Raw genomic sequence first — 18,716 nt, 5'->3', positions numbered from 1 at the left:
TTGGCCCCTCATTCCATTCGCACCCTTAGGCCCGCTGTTGGAGCCATTCGCGATAGCGCCGGGTTATGCGCTTTGTACGCAGTTGGCTAGCGATTAACGAGACCAGCGGCGAGTAACGTACGCTGCGCGAATGGCCATTGCCCAGTGCTTGCAGGCGTCGTGTGATCAGCGCCATGCGAGCGAGCGCCGCCATCGTTTTGTTTTTCCATTCCACCGGCTTGGGCAACGCGTGCGGTTCCTTGCCGACCTGCCACTGCAGCGGCAGGTCGGGTACCTCCGCCAGGGCCGTTGCCATGCCTGCCACCGCAATACCGCTGTCCAGCACTTGCTGAGCGACAGCCTTGCGAGCGATACCACCCGTTGTCATTATCGGCATGTCGGCGACCGCTGCGAGCTCGCGGGCGAACGTCAGGAAATAGGCTTCACGCGCCAACGTACGGCCATCCGCCGTTTTGCCCTGCATCGCCGGGCTTTCGTAGCTGCCGCCGGACAATTCGACCAAGTCGACCGGCAAACCGTTAAGCAACAAGATCACCTGCTTCGCATCGTCTTCGGAAAAGCCGCCGCGCTGGAAATCGGCGGAGTTCAACTTGATCGCTACGCAAAAATCTGGCGATACTCGCTCACGTACCGCCTGTACCACCTCTAACAGCAAACGTGCGCGATTAGCGAGGCTGCCACCCCATTGATCGGTACGCTGATTGGCCAGCGGCGACAGGAACTGAGAGATCAAATAACCGTGCGCAGCATGAATTTGCACCCCGGTGAATCCAGCTTGTTCGGCGGCGTATGCGGTGGCGGCAAAGCGGGTGATGACTTCCTCGATCTGCGTCGGGCTCATGGCGGTTGGCTGAGCGAACAGCTTGCTGTGTTTCCCCATTTCCAGCGGGATAGCGGAGGGGGCCCAGGCGGTGCCGCCCATAGCGGCCATGACCTGGCGGCCGGGATGATTAATCTGCATCCAGACTTGCGTGCCGTTGTGACGCGCAGCTTTTGCCCAGGCTTTAAAGGGTTCCAGCGGAGTATCCGCCTCAAGCGCCACGCCACCTGGACCTGTCATTGCCCGGCCGTCGATCATGACGTTACCGGTAATGATTAAACCGACGCCACCTTGCGCCCAGCTACGGTATAAACGATGCAGTGCGAGGCCGGGCAGTTGGCCTGCGTCGGCCATATTTTCCTCCATCGCGGCTTTTGCCAAGCGGTTGGGGAGGCGGCTACCGTTGGGCAGAATAAGCGGACTAAACATGATGGTGATTCCTTAATCGGGGAGCGATATCATGTAGACTAAGATTAAAGTTAACTTTAAGGTCAAGCGAAATGAAGATAGGTGAACTGGCGGAGCGTTCGGGTATAACGGCATCGGCGATACGCTACTATGAGCAACAGGGATTGCTGCCCAAAGCGGTGCGCGGCGCCAATGGTTATCGCCTGTATGGACAAGCTTCGCTGGAGCGGCTGCATTTGATTCAGCTTGGGCAAAGCCTGGGTTTTACGCTGGAGGCCATGAGTAATCTGCTGGCGCTGGAGGGCGTAGCCTATGAGGACAGCCTGACGCAGAACCTCGACGCACGGCTTGCCGAGATCGACCGGGTGATCGCGACCCTGAGCGCCCAACGAGAATCGTTGTTGGAGGCGAAGCGCAAGCTGGCCACTGTGGGTATCGAAGGCATGTGCCAGAAAACCTCGGATTTGGTGGCAAAGAAGACAGCGGGTCATCGGCAAAAAAGTGACGATGTCACTAAAGCGTCGAGTAAATGAACCAAAAGTGCCCACAGGTATGAGCAAAAAGGAGCGTGTTTTGACTGTTTCAGCCATGATCCCATCGCTGGAGATGCAACTGCATCAGCCGGCGACGCGCAACAGCCGCAAGCTTGTCAGTGAATTGCTGCATGACGATTTTGAAGAGATAGGCCGCTCGGGGCGGCATTATGATAAGCGGCAAACCGTTGCGGCGCTTGAGCAAGAAACCGGTCGGGCAGTGATTCATGCCGAAGATTTCAAGCTGACCATGATTACGGACGGCGTGGCGTTGTTGACGTACAAAAGCTTTCAGCGTGATGCCGCAGGCAATGTCACGAGGCGCACGTTGCGGTCATCTGTCTGGGTGTTATCAGAACATCAGACCGGCGAGCGATGGCAACTGCGTTTTCATCAGGGCACGCCGGCAACGGAGTAATTGTTCATTAAATCTTCACGCACTCTAATAAAATTAAAGCAAACAATATCCGCATCAGAATGAGTAATTAACGCCAAAGGAGAGCGAGCCGGTATTTGACTTATCCACCATTGGGCTGTCTTTAACGGTATTTGGCAGCGATTCGTAGCGCGCAGAGACAAAGGTATCCCAGCTTTTATTAATATGATAGCGCACGGCCAATTCCAGGTAAGGGGTCAAACTGTCATCCGGAGTATAACTGGCCAGCCCGCTTCGGCGCGATTCGCCGGCGTTGATGCCATAGTAATATTTATTTTGGTTTTTGCTGTCCCATCTTACACCGGCTATCGGGGTGATTTCCCAGTCATTCAGATGGATGGGGTACAGATAGGCCAGATCGCCCACCAGGCCGTTGCTATTGTTCAACACGTCAGCGGAAAGTGCCGTGCGAATGGCCCCCCAGGCGGCGCGATGGGTGTACTCAACGCCGGCCATTGCGGTTGAACGACGCTTGTTCAGACGCTTCATTTGCTTGTCGTCACTGTCGCCGGGTTTGAAATGCAACGGCGAATAATAACCCATCACATCCAGTTGATTCTGTTCGTCTTTCCACAGGTGATAGCCTCCTTTTAACCCGTGCAGATAAAAGTCTTCACCCTCATACCCAATGAGCGGCAGTGCGGTCAGGGTATTGTCCGTATCACGATAGGGACTGATGCCGCTCCCCGCGGCAGCGCCGAGCGACCACTCACCGGCGAATGCGCCTGACGCATAGAAAAGAGGAAGAATCAAAAGCACGCGGCATGTCATTACGGGATAAAGGCTCATAAGGTCTACCTGAATATCAATATCCACGGAGTGTGGTACCCAGGGAATTTATAGCAACAACGGCACAAAAAACTCACATTTCCATTTTTTTTACGCACGCTTAATTGTTTGCTTACAAAGGCTCATCCCTTACCTCTGCGGCCATTTTTCGGTTGTCATTCCACAAGCGATTGGCGAAAGAGTTTAAGAGTGTCAGGTTTGTGAAAATAATGCGAAAGGCCGAGGGGGTGCTTTGAATTATTTATAAGACTGGCAGTCAGTGGGATATCTCTTTAAATGACAGTGCCGAGAATACTATGCCGATAAAAAAGGATGTTCCGCATGGCCGTGGTAAAGATTTTTCCGCATTTATAAAGCCGACGCAGTATTTATGAACACGCGAGACATGCCAATCAAGATGAAGAAATCAATTGTTGCGATGCTATTCCTTAACAGCCTGTCGGCCTATGCCACAGACGGATTCCTGGTGAAAGATATCCACTTTGAAGGGCTCCAGCGCGTTGCGCCAGGCGCCGCTTTGCTGAGTATGCCGGTACGCGTTGGTGACACGCTGTCTGACGAAGATATCAGCAATACTATCCGCGCGTTGTTCACCACCGGGAACTTCGACGATGTGCAGGTTCTGCGTGACGGTCATGTCCTGATTATTAAAGTCATGGAGCGGCCGACGATTGCCGGTATCTCTTTCTCCGGCAACAAAACGGTGAAAGACGACATGCTGAAACAGAACCTCGAGTCTTCGGGGGTGCGCGTGGGCGAGGCTCTAGATCGCACCACGCTGTCTTCGATCGAGAAAGGCATGGAGGATTTTTACTATAGCGTGGGCAAATACAGCGCCCGCGTAAAAGCGGTAATCACGCCATTGCCGCGTAATCGTATCGATCTGAAATTGGTGTTCACCGAAGGGGTATCAGCCAAAATTCAGCAGATTAACGTGATCGGCAATCAGGCTTTCCGCACGGACGAACTGCTCGCCAACCTGCAACTGCGCGATGACGTGCCCTGGTGGAACCTGGCGAGCGATCGCAAGTACCAGAAACAGAAACTGGCCGGCGACCTTGAAACCTTGCGCAGTTTTTACCTCGACCGCGGTTATGCAAACTTCAAAATCGATTCAACTCAGGTGAGCCTGACCCCGGACAAAAAGGGCATTTATATCACCATCAACCTTACCGAAGGCAGCCAGTACTCGCTGTCTGGGGCGGTGTTGAATGGCAATATGGCGGGGTACTTGCCGCAGATTGAAGCCTTGACGAACATCCAGCCGGGCGAGTTGTACAACGGCGCAAAAATCACGCGTATGGAAAATGACATCAAGCAGCTGCTGGGGCGTTACGGCTACGCTTTCCCGCTGGTAGGGATAGAACCTGAAATCAATCAGAAGGACAAGCGGGTAAAACTGCACGTCAATGTCGATGCCGGCAAACGTTATTCGGTGCGCAGGATCCGTTTTGAAGGTAACGGCACGTCGAAAGATGCCGTTCTGCGGCGCGAGATGCGGCAAATGGAGGGGGCATGGTTAGGCAACGATCGGGTAGAACAGGGCAAGCAACGCCTGAATCGTACCGGTTTCTTTGAAACGGTGGAGACGGAAACCCAGCGAGTGCCGGGATCACCGGATCAGGTCGATGTTGTCTATAAGGTTAAAGAGCGCAATACGGGGACCTTTAACTTTGGGCTTGGTTACGGCACCGATAGCGGGGCCAGTTTTCAAGTGGGCGTCAGCCAGGACAACTGGCTGGGCAGTGGGAATACCGTCGGTTTTAATGGCACCAAAAGCGACTCCCAGACCTATATCGAATTGTCGATGACTGACCCTTATTTCACGGTGGACGGCGTAAGTTTAGGCGGGAAGATCTCTTATAACGACTACGATGCGGAAGATGACGATCTCTCTGAATACACCATGAAAAGCCTGGGCATCGGCGGCAATCTTGGCTTTCCGGTCGGCGAAAACAGTTCGCTTGGCCTTGGCCTCGACTATGCCAATACCCGCCTGAGCGGTATGGCGCCGCAGGTGGCCATGTGGCGCTACCTCAACTCGGTCAATGTAAACCCCGGCATCACCACGCAAGACAACGATAACGATGCCCGTTTCACGGCCAATGATTTCTTTACGAGCGTGGGATGGAATTACAACACGCTTGACCGCGGTTTCTTCCCGACTGACGGGACCAGCGCCAGCCTGAACGCCAAGATTACCGTGCCGGGGTCGACCAACAGTTACTACAAGGTGACGTTCAGCGCCAATCAGTATCTGCCGCTGAGTAGCGATAATAAATGGATAGTGATGGGGCGCACCAAAGCAGGCTATGCCGATGGTTTCGGCGGCCATGAAGTGCCGTTCTACGATAACTTTAATGCTGGTGGTTCCAGTAGCGTAAGGGGCTTTTCTTCCAACAGTATTGGTCCTAAAGCGGCTTACTATCATTGCAGCGGCTCGGAGAGTGCTTACAGCGACTGCCCGGTCGACAAATCCGATGATGCCGTGGGCGGTAACGCCATGGCCATTGCCAGTACCGAGTTGATATTTCCGACGCCGTTCATTAATGACCGCTATGCCAATTCGTTGCGCACCTCAGTGTTTGTCGATGCCGGCACGGTCTGGGATACCCATTGGCAGAATACCTCGCAAACGCTCGCAGCCGGGATCCCGGACTACGGCGATCCGGGCAATATCCGCGTTTCGGCCGGTATTGCACTGCAATGGCAGTCGCCGCTGGGGCCCTTGTCCTTCTCTTATGCGTTCCCGATCAAAAAGTACGAAGGGGACAAGGCAGAGCAATTCCAGTTCAACATCGGTAAAACCTGGTAATCCCAACGCCAAGCCTGCAAATCTATTTGTGGGCTTTATTTTTCAATAATCAATTGATAATAAACAATAAATTTAATTTTACCGGTGCTGGATTTTTTTGCTGACACCTTACAGCAAGAGGTTATCTTTACAGTGATTGATATCGATTAATTTTGTGATTACACATCGTTTATTACACTGATAAGGTGATATGCACTCCATTATTTTTCATTGTTATCCCGTTGTTAGCGGAAAAGTGACTTATCTCTCTTTTTAATTGGCCGCCGAGATCTATTTTTTCATTGTTTTAGCTAAAACCTTTCAGCTAACGTTAAGGACAGCACCATGAAAAAGTTAATTACAATTTCGGCGGTTATCTCTTTGATTTCATGCGCAGTAAACGCGCAGACCATTGTATTGACCGACACGGAAAAAGGCATTGAACAGGGCAATTGGCAGACCGACAGCCAAAAGCTGAACATCACGGGGGCAGGCTTCAGCTTACAGCAACAGGTGCTGCACGGCGGAAAACAGGAAGGCTCCAAGGTGATCACCTTAAGCAGCGCCGGCCTGACGATTGCTCTGAGCCCGACACGCGGCATGAATATTCTGAATGTGAAGGGGTCCGACGTCCGGCTGGGCTGGGACTCACCGGTAACCGAGGTGGTCAACCCGGCTTATATCAATCTGGAGAGCCGCAATGGGTTGGGGTGGCTGGACGGGTTTAATGAAATGATGGTGCGTTGCGGCTTTGAATGGACCGGGCACCCTGGCGTCGATCAGGGTACGCTTTACACATTGCATGGCCGCGCCGGCAACACGCCGGCATCGAAAGTGGTGATCGATATCGCCGAAAAAGCGCCGTATGAAGTCCGTATTCGCGGGTTGCTGAAAGAAAATACCTTCAAAAAAAGCAACCTGGAAACCTGGACTGAACTGCGCTATATCCCTGGCTCGCAATCGTTTTCAATCCATGACCGCGTGACCAACCGCGCCGATTACCCACGGGATTACGAAATCATTTACCACAGCAACTTTGGCAAACCCTTGCTGGAAGAAGGTGCGGTATTCAGCGCACCGATCAAGGAAATTTCACCCTTTAACGACTACGCCAAAGCCGGCCTGAAAGACTGGGCAACCTATCAGGGCCCGACCAAAGGCTTTGACGAAATGGTGTTCAACATCCTGCCTTATGCGGATGCGCAGGGCAAAACGCTCGCCATGCTGCACAACCGGCGCGGGGATCGCGGTGTGGCGATAGGTTTTGATACCCACCAGTTGCCGCTGCTGACATTGTGGAAGAATACGGATACCGAACGCCAGGGTTACGTCACCGGGATTGAGCCGGGGACCAACTATGCCTATCCGGTGAAAATTGAACGGGAACAAGGACGTATCAAACAGCTGCAACCTGGCCAAAGTGCCGACTTCGAGCTGACCTATACCTTGCTGAAAGATGCTGAACAGGTGAAAGTGTATCAGGACAAGATCAAGACGCTGCAGGGGAGCAATCAGCCCAAACTGGTTGAGACGCCTATCGCGGTAGAGTAGTCGTCAGGGGGAACCGTACCGATCGCGGGCCAACCTTGTTGGCCCGTTTTGTTTTCCGGCGGCGCCGGCAATCGTTTAACGCTTGCGTGAATCCGGGATAATCAAATCCCCGCGCAGCACGCAGGCACCGAGCATATCCCGGGTTTTCTCCGTCAACCAACTGACGATGCGCGCCGCCATGGCGTCCATTGAATATTCGATGGAGGGGATCGCCGGAATGCCAGGTAAATGCAGCGAACCGGCCAGGCTAAAGACCATTATGTCGTCCGGTACGGATTTATTGAACGCCTGTAGTTGGGTAATCACCCGCTGTGCCTCTTGCTCGTCCGCCACCAGAAGCGCGTTGAAATTGAGCGTGGTGGCGTTATTGAGCAGCACCTGTACCGCGACGGAAGAGGTGGTCGAATCCATAAACACCAGGTTGCGATTGAACGGCAAAAAGTTGTTTTCCAGTGCAAGCTTGTAACCGAGCAGCAGCTGATCGGCAGAGCCGCCGGCATCCGGATGGATCAACGCTATTTGGCGTCGGCCTTGGCTAATCAGGTAATTGCAGGCACTTTCGGTGGCGAAAGCGTGGTCGAACTGGATGCTGTTGGGCGTGTCGGCCTCAACGCAATCGACCAGGATCACGTTGTCATTCGGGATGTTGAGCGGGAAACGGGCGCCGATAATCAGCACGTCGTCGCACAACCCGCAGGTGAGTTCGTCCAGCGCGTTCATTACGCCCGCTTTGGTGTTGGCGAAACGCAGCAGCAGATGCTTTTGATGCTGGCTGAGCTGTTTTTCCAGCGCATAAAGATAACCTGTGGTCTGGTTAATGTTCTCCTGCGCGCAGATAACCCCGATGCAACCCGTCGATTGGCTAAGCAATGATTGCGCGATCACATTGGGCCGGTAATTTAGCTCTTCTGCTGCCTGCAATACCGCGAGACGGCTGGCTTCCTTAACGCCGCGCGATCCACTCAACACCCGCGAGACTGTGGCTTTTGACACCCCAGCTAAACGTGATACGTCGTTGATTGTTGACATCTTTCTCTCCTGACAGACCCAAGCTGCGGCCTGTAAAAAACCATCCGGTAATGGCTCACATTATCGCCGCCAGCAGTATAACCCTTTTCTTTTTTTCATGGAAACCGATTTTCCATACCATGTCAAAACCCTCAAGGGGGAGGCAAAAATATGTGATGCAAATCCAATAAAAAACCCTTGTACTGACTAGATCATGATGAGTATCACACTTCCACTCTCGTTCGATGGAAAACGGTTTCCGTATGATATCCAATCATTGCCGAATTCACGTTATTTACCTGTTGAGGATGGTTGTCGATGTACAAAATTATGCTGTGTTGTTCCGCCGGGATGTCCACCAGCCTGCTGGTCAGGAAAATGGTGGAGGCGGCGGATGAAAGGGGATTGCCGGTCGAGATCGACGCCTATGGCGTAGCCGAGTTCGATACGCAGTTTCCACGCTATCAGGTGGTGCTGCTGGGGCCGCAGGTAAAATATATGCTTAAAACACTGTCAGAAAAGGCTGCCGTCCAAGGCATACCCGTTCAGCCCATTGAACCGATGGACTACGGCATGCAGCGCGGTGAGAAGGTACTGGACTATGCTCTGTCGCTGATCGAAGCGGCGCACTAAAAAGGTGTTCCTATGAGTTCGTTATATCAGTCAATGGTTGCCGTCATCGAGCAATCCATCACTCCGCTGGCCGGCCGCCTGGGGCAGCAAAAATATGTCATTGCCATCCGCGATGGTTTTACCGCCGCGTTGCCGTTTATGATTATTGGCTCGTTCATGCTGGTCTTTATCTTTCCGCCGTTCTCCGCCGACACCACGAACAGCTTTGCACGTGGTTGGCTGGATTTTTCGCAGACTTATCGCGCACAACTGATGTTGCCGTTCAATCTGAGCATGGGGGTGATGACCTTCTTTATCTCCGTGGGGATTGGCGCCAGCCTTGGGCGGCAGTTTAATCTCGACCCGGTGATGTCCGGCTTGCTGGCATTTATGGCCTTTTTGCTGGTGGCGGCCCCTTATGCCGACGGCAAAATATCCACTCAGTACCTCTCCGGGCAAGGGATTTTCACCGCTCTGATCACCGCCATTTACTCAACCCGCGTTTATGCCTGGCTCAAGCAGAACAACGTCACCATCCGCCTGCCGAAAGAGGTGCCCACCGGCGTGGCGCGTTCATTCGAGATCCTGATCCCGGTGCTGGTGGTGATTGGTACGCTGCATCCGCTGAATCTGTTTATCGAAGCGCAAACCGGCATGATCCTGCCGCAGGCGATTATGCATCTGCTGGAACCGCTGGTGTCCGCCTCGGATTCGCTGCCGGCCATTTTGTTGTCGGTGTTGCTGTGCCAGATTTTCTGGTTCGCCGGTATCCACGGTGCACTGATCGTCACCGGCATCATGAACCCGTTCTGGATGGCGAACTTGTCGGTGAACCAGGCGGCTCTGGCGGCCGGAACGGCATTGCCGCACGTTTATTTGCAGGGTTTCTGGGATCATTACCTGCTGATTGGCGGCGTCGGTTCGACGTTACCGCTGGCTTTCCTGCTATTGCGCAGCCGCGTTGCCCACCTGCGCACCATCGGCAAGATGGGCGTGGTGCCGAGCTTCTTTAACATCAATGAACCGATCCTGTTTGGTGCGCCGATCATCATGAACCCGATGTTGTTCATCCCGTTCGTCTGCGTTCCTATGGTCAACGCCGTACTGGCCTATACCGCGACGCGTTTGGGATGGCTGGCGCAGGTCGTATCGCTCACGCCGTGGACCACACCGGCACCTATCGGTGCCTCTTGGGCGGCGAACTGGGCGTTCAGCCCGGTTGTGATGTGCGTCATCTGTATGGTGATGTCCGCCCTGATGTACTTGCCGTTCCTGCGTGCCTACGAGCGCTCTTTAATGAAAACCGAAGAACAAAAAGCGCAGAACGGGGCACCGCTGGCCGGAACCGTCGGCAACAACTGATATTTGTGGAGAACCGAAGCATGAAATACGTATTTCCCGAAGACTTCTGGTGGGGCAGCGCCAGCTCCGCGCTGCAAACCGAAGGGGACAGCCGGCAAGGCGGTAAAGGCCCGACAATCTGGGACACCTGGTATGCCAATCAACCCTGGCGCTTTCATCAGCAGGTGGGGCCGCAGGAGACGTCGACCTTTTATCGGAACTGGCGCCAGGATATCGCGCTGCTGAAACAGCTCAACCATAACAGCTTTCGTACCTCTTTGAGTTGGTCGCGGCTGATCCCGGACGGAACGGGCGAGGTGAATCCGCAGGCGGTGGCGTTTTATAACAACGTGATTGATGAACTGCTGGCGCAGGGTATCAAGCCGTTTATTACGCTGTTCCACTTCGATATGCCGATGGCGATGCAGGAGAAGGGCGGCTGGGAAAACCGTGACGTGGTCGCGGCCTTTAGTCGTTATGCGCAGCTTTGTTTTGAACTTTTTGGCGACCGGGTGATGCATTGGTTCACCTTCAACGAGCCGATTGTGCCGGTCGAAGGCGGCTACCTGTATGATTTCCACTACCCCAACGTGGTCGACTTTAAGCGGGCGGCGACGGTGGCATACCACACGGTGCTGGCGCATGCGTCGGCGGTAAGGGCGTTTCGCGCCGGACTTTACGCCGGGGAGATCGGTATCGTGCTGAACCTGACGCCGTCCTACCCGCGTTCGCAGAACCCGGCGGATGTGAGTGCCGCGCATCATGCCGACCTTCTGTTTAACCGCAGTTTCCTCGATCCGGTGCTGCGCGGCGAGTATCCGACCGATCTGGTGGCTTTGCTGAAAACCTGGGATCAGCTTCCGGCCTGTCAGCCAGGCGATCGGGCGCTGATCGCCGAAGGAAAGATTGACCTGCTCGGCGTTAACTATTACCAGCCGCGCCGCGTGAAATGCCGCGACAGCGCCGTAAACCCGCTTGCGCCCTTTATGCCTGAATGGTTATTCGAAAACTACGAAATGCCCGGCAGAAAAATGAATCCTTACCGTGGCTGGGAAATTTACGAACCGGGTATTTATGACATTCTGACAAACTTGCGCGTTAACTATGACAATCCGCGCTGCTTTATTTCCGAAAACGGTATGGGTGTGGAAAACGAACAACGTTTTGTTGAAAATGGCCAAATTAACGATAATTATCGTATTGAATTTGTTTCCGAACACCTTAAATGGCTGCATAAAGGCATTAACGAAGGCAGTAATTGCCTCGGTTATCACATGTGGACGTTTATTGATAACTGGTCATGGTGCAACGGATATAAAAATCGTTACGGTCTGGTGCAATTGGATTTAGCCAGCCAGCAACGCACCGTCAAGAAAAGCGGAGAGTGGTTTGCCGCCACCGCCGCAGACAATGGGTTTAACGAACGGGAGACAAATGATGATTGAATTGGAAGAGGCGGTCATGGAGATTATCGTCAACGCCGGCCAGTCGCGCAGCCTGTGCTTTGAGGCATTACGCGCCGCGCGGGAAGGCAACATCGGCGAAGCCAAAGCGCTGCTGCAGCAGGCCGATGGCTTTTCGCGCCAGGCGCATCAGATGCAAACCAAACTGATCGAACAGGATGCCGGTGAAGCCCGGCAGCCAATGACCTTGATTATGGTACACGCGCAGGATCATTTAATGACGTCTTTACTGGCGCGTGAATTATCGGAAGAGATCATTCATCTTTACCAACGTCAATAATATATTTTTGATTTCATCAGTGGAGAGATAATTACGAAGATCATTTAACTGCTCTGTACCCATGCAAATAATAAAGAATCAGCTTGTTTTGGTGATGGCACGGTTGTTTTTTAAACCAGAACAGGATGGCTGTTATATAAATATAAACCAGCCCACACAATATCATTAAAGCTGCCTTCAGGCGGCTTATAAGATCACGTGTGTACAATTGAGATAACCATGAAAATATATAATAAATTGCCAATGGCGCTGGCGGTAATGGCCGCGCTTTGCTCTGGATCCGTACTCGCTCAAGAATTTACCCAAGAACAAATCGATGCCATTGTGGCAAAAGCGGTCGATAAAGCGCTGGCGCAACGGCAGGCGAAAATAGATGCTGCCGTAAACAAAAAGGCCGACGTGATTACCGAGCCGCAAAGCGCCGCCCAGTCGCCGGATATGGCCATCCCGTTTGGCGTCAAATTTTCTGGCTATGCCCGTTATGGCGCTCAGTTCCAGGGCGGCGATCAGAAATTCGTCGGCGTTGACGGTTCCTACAACGGCGCGTCCGCGCTGGGCCGTTTGGGCAACGAAGGCAATGGCGGCGAATTCCAGCTCTCTAAGGCGTTCAAAGGCGACAACGGCGCAATCTGGGATATCAATGTGATGATCGACCATTGGGGCGATGAGGTAAACCTCAAGAAAGCCTACGCCGGCGTCACCAATATTCTGGCCTCTAACCCGAATGCCTATCTGTGGGCCGGACGCGATTTTCATCAGCGCCCGCAACAGGGTATCAACGACTATTTCTGGATGAATCACGATGGTCAGGGCGCGGGGGTGAAGAACTTTGATATCGGCGGCGTACAGTTTGACGTCGCCGCCGTCGCTGCCGTTGAATCCTGTGATCCGAGAGTGGCGGAAGACGAAGCCAACCCATCACGTATCACCTGTACCGGCGGCTCAGGTACCGGCGATAAAGGCAACTACGCGCTGACCTCGAAAATTCACGGCATGAAGGTCGGGCCGCTGGATTTGGAACTGTATGCCAACTATGGCTTCGATTCGAAAGCGGTGGAAAGCGATGAACGCCTGAAAGCCTGGCAGGGCGGCGTGGTGTTGAGCCATACCGGCGACAAAGGGGTAAATAAAGTCATCGCCCGTTACTCCAACAATGCGGATAACAGCGTCTACAACAAAACGGACGAGTTGACGGCGGTTTACGCCAGCTTCGAGGGGAACTACAAGTTTACCCAGCAGGCGCAGGTGGAATACCTGCTCGCTTTCCATGATTATTCCAACGACGCCGACGGCACCGACAATCGCCGCAACTACGGTGCGATTGTGCGGCCGATGTATTGGTGGAACGACGTGCATTCAACCTGGCTGGAGGCCGGCTACCAACGGGTAGACTACGATCAGGGCGGCGATAACCACGGCTGGAAACTCACGCTGTCGCAGAATATTTCGATTGCGATGGGGCCGGAGTTCCGTCCTATGCTGCGCTTTTACGTTACCGGCGGTGAAGTGGATAACAAACATACCGCCCGCGTGAACGGCACCGACGACGATACCCAGCTGGATTCGTTCAACGTCGGCGCAATGTGGGAAGCCTGGTTCTGATGACAGACTTCAGGGTGGCTGCAGAGGTGGCCACCCCGTACCCTATGAACCGGTTAAGTGCAACCTTGGCCAGAGGAGAAGCGGGCCGGTCGATAGTTTTCAAGCATGTCCAGCGTCTTACCGGTGACCAACTCTTCACTTATCATCCTCCCCAGAGTGGCTGCGCAGGTCACTGCCGGATGCATAACCGCCACGTAAACGCCTGTTGCATCACCAGTAAATCCGATGACCGGGTGTCCATCTGCCGGCACAGGCCGCTGGCCCACAGATTGGCTAAGCAACTGCACCGACTCTGTGCCTTTTAAGGCGATTTTCATCGCCGCCAATGTGTCGGAGGCGATGTCATCGATTCCGCCTGTTGCCGGATAATCTTCGGCGGCTAAAATATCCCCGTTGCGGGTATGGCGAACTTCTATATCGTGGCCTGAAATCAGGGTATTAACTACGTGACCTGTCGCGCCGTACCGCAATAAAATGGCCGGCGAGGCCATGATCGGCAGCGGGGTACCAATGGCAGCGAGCAGGGGGGAAATGCCCGTTCCGCACGCCAGGATGAGGCAATCCGCCTGCAACACCCCCTCCGGAGTCTCGATACCGGTAATTTTGTTTCCCTCTCGGGTAAACCCGATGACCTCCGTCTGGCTTTTCAGCGTGGCCCCGAGACGACAGGCTTTGTCCAGCAGGACACGGGTGGCGTCTATAGGATCAACGGCTCCATCTTGCTGCGCATAATAGGCCCGTGGCGGAGGGTTATTCAGCGCGGGTTCAAGCCGGGATATGCCCGGTTGCCGAAGCAAGTTGTCGTCGGCCTGGTTCTCCAGTGAGAAATCGTCGTAACTGAGCGCTCCCGTCCAGTTCACCCAGAGTTCCGGGATCTCTTTTTCCAGCCGATGCCAGTCCGCCACCGAAGCGCGGCGAAGAAGGGCATCTGGCGCATCGTCACTCACCGTACTGTGGATCCAGCCAAAAGAGCTGCCGGTGGCCCCAGACGCTGGCTGGCCTTTATCGATAACGATCACTTTTATCCCGCGGCTGGCCAGGTGATAGGCTATCGATGCCCCCATAATTCCCGCACCCACAACAATCATGTGTTTTTCTGTGGCACACATACCGAATCCCTCGTGGTCACTGTCCGTTCAATAAAGAATTTTGCCAGCCTCGCAGGCTATCATTCCGGGATCGCCATCTGGATTGCGCGTGTGCCAATTTCCGCCCCGGTGACGGTATCAATCGCTATCGCGTTGATGTCATTTCCCGTCTCGGCATCCAGCAGACGGAGCAACTTACCTTCGCCACGGTGCTTTTTACCCCAGGCGCCAATCATGATAAGCACCGGCAGAAAGTCGCGGCCGGCCTCTGTCAAAATATACTCCTCACGTAATGGGCGCTCCGAATACTGCCGCTTCTCAAGCAGATTCTCTTCGGTCAACATCGCCAGCCGTTTAGTCAGCATGGTAGGGGCAATCCCCAGGCTTTTGCGGAACTGGTCAAAGCGCGTCATCCCGGAATTGGCATCACGCAGGATCAGCATCGTCCAGGCATCGCCAAGAAAAGCGACGCTGCGGGCGATGGGGCAGATATTTTCAGAATAGGAATTTGTGCTCATAGCTTTTACCTCACTAACTACTGAAACGATACTATCATGCAGGCTCGTCCTCTCCGACCTTTTTGTTACTATCATTATAGTATTGACTGGCTACTAAAACGATACTAACTTAGGCAGGGTAATCACTCGACCTGGCGGTGCCGATATGTGCCTGCGGCACATTTATCCATCACTGATAATTGCACTGCGGAATGTGAAACCACACCTCCTTTTGGAAAAGCTCATTATGAAAAAGACCGTCTTAATTACAGGTGCATCATCGGGTTTTGGACTGATGCTCGCCAACAGCCTTCACCAGCAGGGGTTTACCGTTATCGGCACCAGCCGTGAACCGGAAAAATACGCGGCTAAAGTGCCGTTCAGGTTGTTGAAATTGAATATTGACGACGACAGCTCAATTACCTCGTTTGTTTACGAATTATTCCAGTTCACCAAACAGTTGGATGTGCTGATCAATAATGCCGGTTATATGGTGACCGGCCTTGCCGAAGAAACGCCGATTGAACTGGGCAGACAACAATTTGAAACCAACTTCTGGGGTACGGTTAAGCTGACCAATGCCTTGCTGCCTTATTTCAGGGCGCAAAAGCAGGGGCAAATCATTACGGTCAGTTCTATTGTTGGCCTGATCGGCCCGCCGAATCTGTCTTATTACACGGCGTCCAAACACGCCGTTCAGGGTTATTTCAAATCGCTGCGCTTCGAGCTGGATCAATTCAATATCAACGTCAGCATGGTCGAGCCGATGTGGTTTAAAACCAACCTGGCACACAATGCCGTTTCCGCGCAAGGCCGTGACATTGCCGACTACAACACCTATCGCAAGCAGGCCATGGCCGCAACGCAGAAGGGCATTGATGAAGCCGAAGCGCCTGATGCGGTGATCAAAACCATTTCCGGCCTGATAACGGCGAAGAAACCCAAATTCAGCAATCCTGTGGGGAAAATGAGCGGAATAATCCTGTTCCTTCAACACCACATGCCAAAAATCTTTGAAGGTGAAATTCTGAAAAGCGTGAAGTCTGCATAACAGAAATAATGTCTGCGAGGTTTAAATGAAATTTAAATGACTTCAATGAGGGACTGACCATGAAATATTACTTGTGCAAATTTATACCGCCGCGAGCTAATTTCCTGACTACGATGTCTGCCGACGAACAAAAATGGATGCAGCAGCACGGTGACTTTCTGAACGAGCTGCTTGCCCAAGGCCTGATCGTGGCTCATGGCCCGGTGATTGATGAAAAGGGTGGCTATGGCGTCTCGCTCTACCAAATTGCCGATGAACAGGATATCGCGGCCATTACAGCGGAAGACCCCATTGTGAAGAATGGTGTCGGCCACTACGAACATTACTCCATGTTGCATTTGAAAGCCCGCGGTTAACCTCAGCCGGCGAAACGTTATCGCCCGTGAGAGGGAGTTATCCCGTGACCAGACCTCGAAGGGTAAAGATTGCTCTTCGAGACCTGGGCCGGCTGCTGAAAATGACCGGCAAACCCTATCAGGCAACTGCATCGGGGCTATTGTGCGCCAGTGTTAGTGCCGCCAAATTGTTCTCGATCCAGTCCGCTAAATCCCGAACTTTGGCCGCAGCTTCTTTTCCAAGTGGCGTGAGCGTGTATTCCACGCGTAGCGGGACGATGTTGTAGTCATAGCGATTTATCATGCCATCTCTCTCTAATAGCTGCAGAGTTTGAGCCAGCATTCGCTCGCTTACTCCCCCGATCCTGCGGCGAATTTCACTGAACCTCAGTGTTCCGGGCATTAACGCGATCAGAATAAGTACGCCCCAGCGACTGGTAAGATGGCTCAAGATTTCGCGTGAAGGACAGGCCGCGACCATGACATCGCCACGCAACATTTTTTCGGATAAAGGTTCAACCAGGGAGTTTGTCATAACGCCTCTTTGGACAGGTGAAATAATGCCTTACTTACCTTTTTGTACGTACTTACTATAAGTTAGCATGTGATCTATAGTCGTGTCGTGACTAACCTGCACAATCAAATTTCAAGGAATTTTGCCATGACTATTGCCATCACCGGTGCCACAGGCCAGTTAGGCCGTATCGTTATTGATAAGCTTAAACAGAAAGTGGCGGCCAGCGACATTGTTGCCTTGGTACGCACCCCGGAAAAAGCGCAATCGCTTGGGGTTAGCGCGCGCGCTGCCGACTATGCGCAACCGGACACGCTCGATGCAGCACTGGCCGGCATCGACAGCCTTTTGTTGATCTCTTCGAGTGAAGTCGGTCAACGTACCGTCCAGCACGCCAATGTGATCGCCGCCGCGAAGAAGGCGGGCGTGAAGCACATTGTCTACACAAGCCTGCTCCACGCGGACGTCTCGCCTCTGAACCTGGCCGGCGAACATATGGCAACAGAGACCGCGATTAAGGCCTCCGGCCTTTCCTACACGATCATGCGCAACGGTTGGTATACCGAAAACAACACCGGCACCGTTGGCGCAGCACTGGCCAATGGTGCCTTTATGGGAAGCGCAGGTGAAGGCCGGATTTCATCGGCCAGCCGTGAAGATTTCGCAGAAGCGGCAGTGGCGATTCTGAGCGGTTCCGGCCACGTGAATGTGACCTACGAATTGGCCGGCGACACAGCATGGACACTGAAGGATCTGGCAAACGAGGTATCCCGCCAGACGGGCAAGGACATCGCATACCATAATCTTCCTGAAGCTGATTATGCGGCGGCATTGCATAGCTTTGGCCTGCCGGCAGATCTCGCCGATGCGATCGCATCTTGGGATGTGTGCGCTTCGCAGGGCGCGTTATTCGACGCGGGTGGTGAGTTATCCAGGCTTATCGGCCGCCCGACGACTCCGCTGGCAACCAGCGTTGAACAGGCTCTGAAGGCGAGTTGACCGTCTATGATTTCTTTACCCGAAACTGCACGGTTTCGGGCAAAGAAACTCAATAGCCTGAAAGACAAAGCGGTTAATATGTATGGCACGTGACCCGGGGCTCGAGCAGAAGACCTGAGGAATGTTCCTGGTTTAACTGAGTGAGAAGGCCATGTTTGGTGGGTAGGCATGATTACTCGAGGGCCGGCTCATCTTCGGTGCCCGTGAGGATGGTAGGCTTATCCGTCTCGGTAAAGATCACGAGCAATGGGCGCTGAGTGAACCTGATATAGTTCCTATGATTTCCCGTGGCCGCAGGATTCAGGGTTGGGTCAGGGCTGGTCCTCAGGCATTCGGAAATGATAAATTGCGGCTGCATTTGATAGAAGCGGCTATGCAGTTTGTTAAACTGATACCGTAATGTGTTTTGACCGTTCAAAAAGGCGGACTGAGCATGATTTTTTTCGGTGTATTTTGACACGTTCTGTAAGACCAATGATGCCAACTTTTATCAGATTTCACGTAGCGCGATCAAAAAAGAAGGGCGTTTGGACCGAGTCCATTGAGTTATCGGGTAGGGCAGTAGCTTCTGAGTAATTTTCCGCTATTCTTTCTT

General features: G+C 53.3%; 18 protein-coding genes. 12 read left to right on the top strand and 6 right to left on the bottom strand.

Going from position 1 to position 18,716, the window contains the following annotated elements:
- Nucleotides 1-25: 25 nt before the first annotated feature.
- Nucleotides 26-1,249 carry an NADH:flavin oxidoreductase/NADH oxidase family protein gene (locus QZQ97_RS05775; RefSeq protein ID WP_311992646.1) on the bottom strand — a complete coding sequence of 408 codons (1,224 nt, stop codon included), beginning with the start codon at nucleotides 1,247-1,249 and terminating at the stop codon, nucleotides 26-28.
- A 71-nt stretch (nucleotides 1,250-1,320) separates the two neighbouring features.
- Between QZQ97_RS05775 and QZQ97_RS05770 the strand changes: the two genes are divergently transcribed.
- Together QZQ97_RS05770 and QZQ97_RS05765 are read left to right on the top strand one after the other, a co-directional pair.
- The gene (locus tag QZQ97_RS05770) at nucleotides 1,321-1,761 is read left to right on the top strand and encodes a MerR family DNA-binding transcriptional regulator (RefSeq protein ID WP_311992645.1); all 441 of its coding nucleotides are present in this window, start codon (nucleotides 1,321-1,323) and stop codon (nucleotides 1,759-1,761) included.
- A gap of 19 nt (nucleotides 1,762-1,780) precedes the next feature.
- The gene (locus QZQ97_RS05765; RefSeq protein WP_311992644.1) at nucleotides 1,781-2,179 is read left to right on the top strand and encodes a nuclear transport factor 2 family protein; all 399 of its coding nucleotides are present in this window, start codon (nucleotides 1,781-1,783) and stop codon (nucleotides 2,177-2,179) included.
- A 54-nt stretch (nucleotides 2,180-2,233) separates the two neighbouring features.
- Here QZQ97_RS05765 and QZQ97_RS05760 read toward each other — a convergent pair whose 3' ends face one another.
- Entirely contained in the window at nucleotides 2,234-2,986 is a 753-nt protein-coding gene (locus QZQ97_RS05760; protein ID WP_311992643.1) for a MipA/OmpV family protein, read from the bottom strand.
- A gap of 370 nt (nucleotides 2,987-3,356) precedes the next feature.
- Here QZQ97_RS05760 and bamA point away from each other — a divergent pair, with 370 nt between their 5' ends.
- Together bamA and QZQ97_RS05750 are read left to right on the top strand one after the other, a co-directional pair.
- Complete coding sequence (gene bamA, locus QZQ97_RS05755) at nucleotides 3,357-5,801, top strand: outer membrane protein assembly factor BamA (RefSeq protein ID WP_311992642.1); 2,445 nt, start codon at nucleotides 3,357-3,359, stop codon at nucleotides 5,799-5,801.
- A gap of 324 nt (nucleotides 5,802-6,125) precedes the next feature.
- Nucleotides 6,126-7,331, top strand: a complete 1,206-nt coding sequence (locus tag QZQ97_RS05750; protein ID WP_311992641.1) for an aldose 1-epimerase family protein — start codon at nucleotides 6,126-6,128, stop codon at nucleotides 7,329-7,331.
- 75 nt (nucleotides 7,332-7,406) lie between these two features.
- Here the strand turns inward: QZQ97_RS05750 and QZQ97_RS05745 are convergent, their stop codons facing one another.
- A complete protein-coding gene (locus tag QZQ97_RS05745) occupies nucleotides 7,407-8,360 on the bottom strand; it encodes a LacI family DNA-binding transcriptional regulator (protein ID WP_311992640.1) in 954 nt (317 codons plus the stop codon).
- A gap of 297 nt (nucleotides 8,361-8,657) precedes the next feature.
- Between QZQ97_RS05745 and QZQ97_RS05740 the strand changes: the two genes are divergently transcribed.
- The 5 genes from QZQ97_RS05740 (at nucleotide 8,658) to QZQ97_RS05720 (ending at nucleotide 13,637) form a co-directional block, all read left to right on the top strand.
- A complete protein-coding gene (locus QZQ97_RS05740; protein WP_311992639.1) occupies nucleotides 8,658-8,972 on the top strand; it encodes a PTS sugar transporter subunit IIB in 315 nt (104 codons plus the stop codon).
- Nucleotides 8,973-8,984: 12 nt separating this feature from the next.
- Nucleotides 8,985-10,313 carry a PTS sugar transporter subunit IIC gene (locus QZQ97_RS05735; protein WP_311992638.1) on the top strand — a complete coding sequence of 443 codons (1,329 nt, stop codon included), beginning with the start codon at nucleotides 8,985-8,987 and terminating at the stop codon, nucleotides 10,311-10,313.
- A 20-nt stretch (nucleotides 10,314-10,333) separates the two neighbouring features.
- Nucleotides 10,334-11,737 carry a glycoside hydrolase family 1 protein gene (locus QZQ97_RS05730; RefSeq protein WP_311992637.1) on the top strand — a complete coding sequence of 468 codons (1,404 nt, stop codon included), beginning with the start codon at nucleotides 10,334-10,336 and terminating at the stop codon, nucleotides 11,735-11,737.
- Nucleotides 11,730-12,035, top strand: a complete 306-nt coding sequence (locus QZQ97_RS05725; protein WP_311993875.1) for a PTS lactose/cellobiose transporter subunit IIA — start codon at nucleotides 11,730-11,732, stop codon at nucleotides 12,033-12,035. Before QZQ97_RS05730 ends, QZQ97_RS05725 begins: the two co-directional genes overlap by 8 nt.
- A gap of 219 nt (nucleotides 12,036-12,254) precedes the next feature.
- Nucleotides 12,255-13,637, top strand: a complete 1,383-nt coding sequence (locus tag QZQ97_RS05720) for a carbohydrate porin (RefSeq protein ID WP_311992636.1) — start codon at nucleotides 12,255-12,257, stop codon at nucleotides 13,635-13,637.
- A gap of 53 nt (nucleotides 13,638-13,690) precedes the next feature.
- Here QZQ97_RS05720 and QZQ97_RS05715 read toward each other — a convergent pair whose 3' ends face one another.
- Both QZQ97_RS05715 and QZQ97_RS05710 read right to left on the bottom strand, forming a co-directional pair.
- Nucleotides 13,691-14,746, bottom strand: coding sequence for an NAD(P)/FAD-dependent oxidoreductase (locus QZQ97_RS05715; RefSeq protein WP_311992635.1), 1,056 nt, complete (start codon nucleotides 14,744-14,746; stop codon nucleotides 13,691-13,693).
- Between the two features lie 59 nt (nucleotides 14,747-14,805).
- The gene (locus QZQ97_RS05710; protein ID WP_311992634.1) at nucleotides 14,806-15,243 is read right to left on the bottom strand and encodes a winged helix-turn-helix transcriptional regulator; all 438 of its coding nucleotides are present in this window, start codon (nucleotides 15,241-15,243) and stop codon (nucleotides 14,806-14,808) included.
- Between the two features lie 226 nt (nucleotides 15,244-15,469).
- Here QZQ97_RS05710 and QZQ97_RS05705 point away from each other — a divergent pair, with 226 nt between their 5' ends.
- Together QZQ97_RS05705 and QZQ97_RS05700 are read left to right on the top strand one after the other, a co-directional pair.
- The gene (locus QZQ97_RS05705; RefSeq protein WP_311992633.1) at nucleotides 15,470-16,273 is read left to right on the top strand and encodes an SDR family NAD(P)-dependent oxidoreductase; all 804 of its coding nucleotides are present in this window, start codon (nucleotides 15,470-15,472) and stop codon (nucleotides 16,271-16,273) included.
- Nucleotides 16,274-16,332: 59 nt separating this feature from the next.
- Complete coding sequence (locus tag QZQ97_RS05700) at nucleotides 16,333-16,629, top strand: YciI family protein (protein WP_311992632.1); 297 nt, start codon at nucleotides 16,333-16,335, stop codon at nucleotides 16,627-16,629.
- 118 nt (nucleotides 16,630-16,747) lie between these two features.
- Here QZQ97_RS05700 and QZQ97_RS05695 read toward each other — a convergent pair whose 3' ends face one another.
- Nucleotides 16,748-17,143, bottom strand: a complete 396-nt coding sequence (locus QZQ97_RS05695) for a winged helix-turn-helix transcriptional regulator (RefSeq protein WP_311992631.1) — start codon at nucleotides 17,141-17,143, stop codon at nucleotides 16,748-16,750.
- Between the two features lie 126 nt (nucleotides 17,144-17,269).
- Here QZQ97_RS05695 and QZQ97_RS05690 point away from each other — a divergent pair, with 126 nt between their 5' ends.
- Nucleotides 17,270-18,121, top strand: a complete 852-nt coding sequence (locus QZQ97_RS05690) for an SDR family oxidoreductase (RefSeq protein WP_311992630.1) — start codon at nucleotides 17,270-17,272, stop codon at nucleotides 18,119-18,121.
- The last annotated feature ends 595 nt before the right edge of the window (nucleotides 18,122-18,716 follow it).

Origin of the sequence: Serratia sp. root2, assembly GCF_031931805.1 — a bacterium.
Taxonomy (GTDB): Bacteria; Pseudomonadota; Gammaproteobacteria; order Enterobacterales; family Enterobacteriaceae; genus Serratia; species Serratia inhibens.
This window is presented reverse-complemented; position numbering and strand designations above follow the sequence as displayed.